6 protein-coding genes and 1 tRNA gene are annotated in these 8,635 nt (G+C 59.4%); 3 read left to right on the forward strand and 4 right to left on the reverse strand.

Annotation, left to right across the window (positions count from 1 at the left end; translation table 11 throughout):
• Positions 1-39: 39 nt before the first annotated feature.
• The gene (mfd, locus tag GC177_08285) at positions 40-3,642 is read right to left on the reverse strand and encodes a transcription-repair coupling factor (GenBank protein MBI1275955.1); all 3,603 of its coding nucleotides are present in this window, start codon (positions 3,640-3,642) and stop codon (positions 40-42) included.
• A 21-nt stretch (positions 3,643-3,663) separates the two neighbouring features.
• Entirely contained in the window at positions 3,664-3,954 is a 291-nt protein-coding gene (locus GC177_08290; GenBank protein MBI1275956.1) for a succinate dehydrogenase assembly factor 2, read from the reverse strand.
• Between the two features lie 216 nt (positions 3,955-4,170).
• On the opposite strand from GC177_08290, the gene GC177_08295 reads away from it, so the two are divergent.
• The 3 genes from GC177_08295 to GC177_08305 all read left to right on the forward strand — a co-directional run bounded on the left by GC177_08295 (position 4,171) and on the right by GC177_08305 (position 7,876).
• Positions 4,171-4,929, forward strand: a complete 759-nt coding sequence (locus tag GC177_08295) for a hypothetical protein (protein ID MBI1275957.1) — start codon at positions 4,171-4,173, stop codon at positions 4,927-4,929.
• A gap of 175 nt (positions 4,930-5,104) precedes the next feature.
• Complete coding sequence (gene recG / locus GC177_08300) at positions 5,105-7,186, forward strand: ATP-dependent DNA helicase RecG (protein ID MBI1275958.1); 2,082 nt, start codon at positions 5,105-5,107, stop codon at positions 7,184-7,186.
• Between the two features lie 3 nt (positions 7,187-7,189).
• A complete protein-coding gene (locus GC177_08305; GenBank protein MBI1275959.1) occupies positions 7,190-7,876 on the forward strand; it encodes a hypothetical protein in 687 nt (228 codons plus the stop codon).
• A 20-nt stretch (positions 7,877-7,896) separates the two neighbouring features.
• Here the strand turns inward: GC177_08305 and GC177_08310 are convergent, their stop codons facing one another.
• Positions 7,897-8,436, reverse strand: coding sequence for a polyketide cyclase (locus tag GC177_08310; protein ID MBI1275960.1), 540 nt, complete (start codon positions 8,434-8,436; stop codon positions 7,897-7,899).
• Between the two features lie 18 nt (positions 8,437-8,454).
• Positions 8,455-8,531 (reverse strand) — tRNA-Pro (locus tag GC177_08315).
• Between the last annotated feature and the right edge of the window lie 104 nt (positions 8,532-8,635).

Here is an 8,635-nt window from a genome sequence, read left to right on the forward strand (position 1 = left end):
AAAGCCTGCTGGATTTTGCCTTCGCTGGAATGACGAGGATTAAGAAGCCAATTTCTGCGGTGCGACATTTGCCAGAGAGGCGATGTCTTTTAGGGATTGCTGGATGCTGTTGAGCTTGTGTTTGTCGTCGCGCCATTCGCGCATGATGACGAGTTTGTGGTCGGCGCGGAGTTTAACGGATTGGGGGTGCTTGCCGATGAATTCCACCAGGGAGGCGGGGTTGCTGAATAGGTTGTTGCGGAAGCTGACGACGGCGCCTTTGGGGCCGGCGTCTACTTTGTCGATGCCGGCTTGTTTGCAGATCTGTTTCAGGCGGACGATGTTCAGGAGGTTTTGCATTTCCTCGGGCATGGGGCCGAAGCGGTCGGTCATTTCCTCGATGAAGTGGAGGATGTCCTCCTCCTGCTGCAGGGTGGCGGCGCGGCGGTAGATGCCTAGGCGGAGGTTGATGTCCTCGATGTAATTTTCGGGGATCATAACGGCCATGCCTAGGCTTAGTTGCGGGCTCCAGTCGCCGGTGTCGTCGGTCATTAGCTCGTCGGGGCGTTTGTGGCGGCGGGCGGCTTCTACGGCTTCTTCCAGCATGTGCTGGTAGAGTTCCATGCCGACTTCCTTGATATGGCCGGTTTGTTCGTCGCCGAGGATGTTGCCGAAGCCGCGGATGTCCATGTCGTGGCTGGCGATGGTGAAGCCCGCGCCGAGGGTGTCGAGCGTTTGCATGACCTCGAGGCGCTTAGTGGCGTTGCGACTGAGGTTGATGCCGTGCGGCAGGGTGAAATAGGCATAGGCGCGAAGCTTGCCGCGGCCGACGCGGCCACGCAACTGGTAGAGCTGCGAGAGGCCGAACAGGTGTGCCTTGTGGACGATGAGGGTGTTGGCGCTTGGGATGTCGAGGCCGGATTCGACGATGTTGGTGGAGAGGAGGACTTCGAATTTTCCGTCGTAGAAGTCGTTCATCAGTTTATCCAGCGCGCCGGGGGCGAGCTGGCCGTGGGCGATGCCCATGCGGATTTCGGGCACCAATGCACGGAGGCGGGCGGCGACGTCGTCGAGATCCTGAATGCGGGGACATACGTAGAAGATTTTGCCGTTTCGCATGTGCTCGCGCAGGATGGCCTCGCGGATCATCATGGGATCATATGGCATGACGAAGGTACGGACGGCGAGGCGATCGACCGGAGGGGTGGTGATGAGGCTGAGCTCCTTGATGCCTGCGAGCGATAATTGCAGCGTGCGCGGGATGGGGGTGGCGGAAAGGGTGAGGACGTGGACATTGTCCTTCAGGGATTTCAGCTTCTCTTTTTGGGCGACGCCGAAATTCTGTTCCTCGTCGATAATGAGGAGGCCGAGGTTTTTGAACTTCACGCTGTCGGCCAGCAGGGCGTGGGTGCCGATGACGATATCGACGAGGCCTTCTTCCAGCAGTTCTTTCGTTTCTTTGGCTTCGGCGGTGGAGACCATGCGCGAGAGCTGGCGGATGGTGAAGGGAAGGTCTTTAAAGCGCTCGGTGAAGGTTTTGTAGTGCTGACGGGCGAGCAAGGTGGTGGGGCAGATGAGGGCGACCTGGCGGCGCGGCTCGCCGAAACTTTCTTGCGGCTCGCTCTGCGTTTCACGCAACCGCTCGCTCGTATGGTCGAAAGCGGCGATGAAGGCGGCGCGTAAGGCGACCTCGGTTTTGCCGAAGCCCACATCGCCGCAGATGAGGCGGTCCATCGGTTTTTCCTGATGGAGGTCTTCGAGCGATTCTTCGATGGCGCGCATCTGGTCGTCAGTTTCCATGTAGGGGAAGCGGGCGCAGAATTCCTCGTAGGCGCCGTCGGGCGCGCTGAGGCTGGCGGCGCGGGCGAGGGCGCGTTTGGCGGCGGTGGCGAGGAGTTCCTCGGCGGCCATTTTCATGCGCTCTTTCAGTTTGGCCTTGCGGCTTTGCCAACTGGCGGCGCCGAGCTTGTCGAGCTTCACTTCCTCGTCGCCGCTGCCGTAGCGGCTGATGATCTCGCTGTTTTCAACGGGAACGAAAAGGCGGTCGCCGCCATCATACATGATTTTAAGGCAATCATGCGGGGCGCCGCCTGCCTGCACGGTTTCGAGACCGACGAAACGGCCGATGCCGTGATCTTTGTGGACGACGAGTTCGCCATCCTGAAGGGACTGGGCCTCCTGCATGAACACGGCAGCGGATTTGCGTTTTTTGCTGGCGCGGACGATGCGTTCGCCGAGGAGTTCGGGCTCGGTGACGAGGGTGAAGCCCTCGACGGTCAAGCCTTGCGCCAGCGGGGCGACGGCCAGGCCGACGGCCTTGCCGCTGAGGTTGGTGCGGTCGGCCCAGTTGGTGATTTGGACGAGGTGGAGTTCGCCCCCAGAAATATTGTGGGATAGCATCTGGCGGATGCGTTCCACGCTTCCGGCGGTGCTGGCGGCGATCAGGACGCGCTGCTTGTCTTTCTGTAATTGGGCGATGACGTGGCGCATCTGCTCGGGCAGGGAGTGCTGGCCTTGCTTGATGGCTTCGGCTTTCCACCCAGCAATCTGGATGTTGGGTTTGGCGCCGCTTTCGAGGGTGCTTTTCTCATGCGGTATGTCGGCGGGCCAGCGGGGTGCGCTTTGGGTGCTGGCGGCCAGCGATGGCGAGTGTTCGAGCGTCAGCGCCAGGTCGGCGCGGGTAAGGTAAAGCGCATCCGGCGGCAGAGGGTGATAGGCGGGGAGGCCGCCGCTGAGTTTGGGGTTCTGGTCGAATTCGATGCGGGCTTTGTAGTGGTCCTCGATGGCGGTCCAGCGTTCGTCGCAGGCATCCAATGCAAGATGGTCGAAGATGATGGGGGTGCCGGGGGGGAGGTAGTCGAGGATGGATTCCATGCGCTCGTAAAAAAGCGGCAGCCAATGCTCGTAGCCGTGGGGCGTCTGGCCTTCGCTGACGGCCTGATAGAGCGGATGGTTGAGGCCTGCGCCGAAATGGGTGCGGAACTGGGTGCGGAAGCGGGCGATGTTCTCCTCGCTCAGCAGCACTTCACTGGCGGGACAGAGGGTAAGCTCGGTGAGCGATTCCTGACGCGTCTGGGTGAGCGGGTCGAAGCGGAGGATGGATTCCACCTCATCGCCGAAGGAGTCGATGCGGACGGGGTAACCGTCGGCGCCTTCGTTGGCGGGGAAAATATCCATGATGCTTCCGCGCAGGGCGAATTCACCGGGTTCCATGGCCTTGGACTGGCGGCGGTAGCCCTGCTGGATGAGGCTGGCGGCGAGGGCGTCGCGGTCGAGTGTTTTGCCGACGGCGATGTGGGCGTGGAGGCTGCCCATGAGGCTGCGGGGCGGCACGCGTTGAAGCAGGGCGTTGGCGGTGGTGAGCAGAATGACGTGGTCGTTATCTGCGGCAAGCTGGCAGAGCGCCTGGGTGCGGCGGGCGGCGATGTCGCGATTCGGCGAGACGCGGTCATAGGGCTGGGCATCCCATGCGGGGAAGCGAAGCAGGTCGCGATTGGGCAGGAAAAAGCCGATCTGCTGGCGCAGGGCTTCCATGTGGGTATCGTCGCGGCAGACGATGACCAGCGCCTTTTCATGCCACCCGGCATGGCCCGCCAGCCACCAGGGAAGGGCGTCTTCCGGCAGGTGAGCCAGGGCCTGGAGGTGATGGGGCAGGTCGCTCATGGGATCGTCAGGTTTGCGTGTTCAGTTTTGTGTGGCGGGAACGGGCCAGAGGTTGTGCACCTCGAACTCCAGCAGAGCGGCGAGGATGGGGTTGTCGGCCAGGCGGTAGGGCACAGGCTGCTTGCGGGTGAGCCATTGGTATAGGTCGGCGTCTTCCTCGTTAAGCACTGCCTCAAAGGCATCGAGGGTCTGGGCGTCCATGGCATCGATATGCTGATCGCAATAGTGGCCGAGCAGGATATCGGTTTCCTTGCAGCCGCGGTGCCAGCTGCGGTAGCGGATGCGTTTTTTGCGGATTTCCATGATTTCCATGGTTTCAGGATTTGAAGACATGATTTGTTTTTATCGTTGTTAAACAGGTTTTAACCGCCATGTAGCATTATTCGGCCAGATTTAACAGGGGTAGTGCGAGGTTTTGTGGAGAATGCGCCCAGAATCCTTCAAATAAAGCAGGATAACACGCAGAAATCCGTTGTGGTTCACCGGATGACGCCCGCGATGGCAGGTTGGCTCGGCTATGAGCAGAACATGCCCTTGCTGCCGAAACCCTTTGGCAGCATGCTGGACCCGGCGGTGGCTGATGATTTGCGCGACGGGATCGATTTTCTGCCCGGTGGGGCGGATGTGGCGGATGTGCTGAAGAAATTCCGCCAGCTTTCGTTCCGTCATGCCAGTGGAAAGATGGTGCCGATTTACGCCACGGTCACCTTTGCCGGGATGGACGGGATGCACCCGCTTTATAATTTGCGGTTGGAAGATGAGGACCATGTGACGCAGTCACGCCGGGCAGGAAGCAAGCTGGCGGACAGGATGGCGCATAAGGCGCCGAACACGATGGATGCGGAAACGCGGCTGCCGGACGATGCGAGCTTCGGCCGCGACATCATGCTGACCATTGATATCATGAGTGAGCTTTCCGGACAGGCATTCATGCTGCTGATTGAGCCATGCGCCGCACCGGTGGCGCAGCGCATTCATGATATCGGTGTCAAGGCGCGGGAGAGTTTTCGTTCGACGGATATTGTGGCGCGCGCGGGCGTGCAGTGCCTTGGTATTATTCTGATGGATGCGACGCATGAAAGCGCGCAGACGCCGGTGATGCGTTTTATCGAGCAATTGGGCGAAGAGCAGGCTTCCAAAATATGGATTGCCGGGTGCCAGCTGCAGCCGGGGGATATGGCGCCCATCTGGTGCCAGCTGTCGCATGAGTTGCGGGCTACGCGGCCTTCCAACGGGCAGGTGCTGGACTTGCGACCGATGTATAAGGCGATGCTTCAGCCTGTCTAAGGCTTATGCATTAGACAGGCTTACTTAAGTTTGCTTCCGGCGATGGCCTGCTTGCCATCGCCATGAAGCATGCTCATGGCTGGGCAGCGCGACATACTGTCGCGTTAACAATAATATTAGTTTTGGCATCTTCTGTTTTTGCACATAAATTGTCTCACTCAACAAGGTGATGGATGTGCGGCCCAATTCGCTTTTTACATGGTTTTCCAGCGTGCGCGGCATCAAGGGCGTGGGGGATGCGCGTGCCAAGCAGCTGGATAAGATCGCGCTGAATGTGCTGCGCGATCTGGCGTGGCATTTTCCCGTCGGCGTGGTGGACCGCTCTTTCTCGCCGCCGCTTTCGCAGGTGGTGAACCAGTCCGTCATTACCACTTGCGTGACGGTGGATGGCCACCGCGCGCCGCAGGGCAAGCGGCGGACCTACCAGGTGGAGGCGCATAACGAGACCGGGCGGCTGACGCTGACCTATTTCCATGTGCAGGGGGATTACCTGACCAAGAGCCTGCCGGTGGGCAGCGAGGTGGCGGTGAGCGGCACGGTGGAATGGTTCGGTAACCAGCTGACCATGCCGCACCCGGATTATGTGCTGCCGGCGGCGCGGGTGCGGGAATTGATGATCAAGGAGCCCGTTTATTCGCTGACGGCGGGCATCAGCAACAAGGTGATGCGCCAGATGGTGGAGCATGCGCTGGGCAAGCTGAACGACTTGCCCGAATGGCACGATGAGGCGTTGTTGAAGCGTGAAGGCTGGCCGACGCTGAACGAGGCCGTCGCCTGTTTGCATAAGCCGGAAGAGGAACAGAAGCACACGAAGGCCAAGGCGCGATTGGTTTATGACGAATTGCTGGCCAACCAGCTGGGCATGCGGCTGGTGCGCGGGCAGATGCAGCGTTATCGCGGTGTGGTGATGAAGCAGGATGCACTGGCGCAACAGGCCGAAGCACTGCTGCCTTATAAGCTGACGGATGGACAGAAGGACGTGCTGAAGGAAATCGCCGCTGACATGCAAAGCGGCGAACGCATGCTGCGGCTGCTGCAAGGCGATGTGGGCAGCGGCAAAACGGTGGTGGCGCTGCTGGCCATGCTGCGCGCGGTGGAGGCAGGCTATCAGGCCGCGATGATGGCGCCGACGGATATCGTGGCGCGGCAGCATTACCATTGGGCGAGTGAGCTGCTCCAGCCATTGGGCATCGTGTGCGGGTATCTCAGCGGGGCGGCGAAGGCGAAGAACCGCAAAGAGACGCTGGAGAAACTGGCGAGCGGGGAGATTCAGCTGCTGTTCGGCACGCATGCGCTGTTTCAGGAGAAGGTGCAGTTCCACAAACTCGGCATGGTGGTGGTGGATGAGCAGCACCGGTTTGGCGTGGAGCAGCGCTTGACGCTGATTGAAAAAGGGCAGGCGGACGGGTTTCAACCCCATGTGCTGCTGATGTCGGCCACGCCGATTCCGCGCAGCTTGACGATGGCTTATTTTGGGGATTTGGATTCATCGCGCTTGTCAGAAAAGCCGCCGGGCAGGCAGGTGATCGACACGCGCGCGGTGCCCCTTTCACGCTATGCGGAGGTGGTGGAGGGGCTTGGGCGCGCGATGGCCAAGGGCGCGCAGATTTACTGGGTGTGCCCGCTGGTGGAGGAAAGCGAGAAGCTGGATATTGCAGCGGTGACGGCGCGCATCAAGGCGCTGGAAGTAGCATTCCCCGGCCAGGTGGCCATGGTGCATGGGCGCGTGAGCGCGGAGGAGAAACAGAAGGCGATCGCCCGTTTCGCCGCGGGTGAAAAGCGCATTCTGGTGGCGACGACGGTGATCGAGGTGGGCGTGAATGTGCCGAGCGCGACCATCATGGTGATTGAGCATGCGGAGCGTTTCGGCCTGGCGCAGCTGCACCAGCTGCGCGGACGCGTGGGGCGGGGTAGCGAGGCTTCCAGCTGCATTCTCATGTATGAGGACAAGGCGGGAGAAACGGCGCGGGAGCGGTTAAAGGCCCTGCGCGCGACCGATGACGGGTTTGCGATTGCGGAGGAGGATTTGCGTTTGCGCGGTGGGGGAGAATTGCTTGGCACCAAGCAGAGCGGCGTGCCGGGGTTCCGATTTGCTGATATGTACCAGCACCGGGAGATGATGGCGATGGCAAGGGATGATGCGAAGCTTCTTCTCGGACGCGATCCGAAGCTTGTTTCTCCTCGTGGACAGGCGATAAAGGCGTTGCTGTATTTTTTCGAATATGACAAGCTGCTGAATTATAGCTTTTCAGGATAGGGTATGAATATGAAGGGATGGTTGGCGTGTGCGCTGATGCTGATGCTGGCGGCATGTGCCGATAAGCCGGGATTAACAACGGGCACCGGGGAACGTGCAGGCGAGGCATTCCATATTACGGAACTTGAGATTGTTCCTGCAGACAGCATGCTGCACTCCCACAATTATAATGACATGTTCAAGGATGAAATTCAGGAGTTGAAGGACTATCTTCCCGGGCGGCTGTTACCCCGTCTGCGGCATGTAACGGATGGGGATGCGGCGCGGCTGCGTATTACAGTGACTGGGATCAATCTCTATACGAATGCTGTAAAAACCATCCTGATAGGCGATCAATTGATGTTGGCGGGGGATCTGGATGTTATCCGTCTGTCGGATAATACGTCGATTGGTACACGCAAGACCAGCAGTTTTGGGCATAATCAGGGCGGGATTGTCGATGCTGTGATGGATGGTCTAGTGAATGATGAGGAAGAAGAAAAGATCAAGCTGATGGATAAGTTTTCTACCAATGTGATTGTGCATCTTTATCCATCGAGCGCGGATGGTTTTCCGCCGCCGCCTGTCTATAGCGCCCATGCGCCAAGGCCTGTGAAGGAACCGGAGCTGATCGATTCCGAGCGACCTGCGCTTTACGATGCGCCTGTGCCGAGTGAGGATGGGATTCCGCCGTTAAGGCTGCCCCAATAAGATAAAGGCATTGCGGCGGACTAGTTCCGGTCGGATTTTTCTACCAGTGCCTTGATGCTGGCAAAGGCCTGTTCGTAATTTTCGCCGACCATTTTCTCGCAATCCATCACCAGGCCGATGGCCTTGGCGAGGAAGTTTTTGTGGGCATCCATGCTCCAGGTAACGGTGGTTTCGCCGTTTTCTTCCTTCAGCGTGAAATCGGCCGTGTTGGTGCCGGCCATGGGTTTGACGAAATCGAGATGCATGCCGATATGTTCGTTTTCCTTGCTGTCGGTAATGGTGAGGGTGCCTTCGCCCACTTCATTGTTGCCCTTCCATGTCATGGAGGAACCCTTGCCGGATTCAGGCCCAGCAAAGGTTACGGTGGCATTGGGGTCCAGCTTTGCCCAGGGGGACCAGCTGTCCCATTTATGCAGATCATTCACTAGAGGGAAGATGGCGGATGCGGGGGCTTTAATTACCGCGGTGCGGGTGACGTGCATCTCCGACGGTTGCATGGCGGCGAGTGCCGCGAAACCGGCGAGGGCGATAAGAAGAATGACGATGAGTTTCTTGAACATGGGCCGTTCCTCAAAAGATGGTCGGGGTGATAGGATTCGAACCTACGACCCCCTGGTCCCAAACCAGGTGCGCTACCAGACTGCGCTACACCCCGACACTTGCATTTCAGACTGAGCAGGCAGTCTGGCGCTTGTTTAGTACGCTTCGGCTTTTAGCCTCCGCTAGGGCTGCGCTACACCCCGACACTTGCATTTCAGA

This window comes from bacterium, from assembly GCA_016124905.1.
Lineage (GTDB): Bacteria > Pseudomonadota > Alphaproteobacteria > Rickettsiales > RI-342 > RI-342.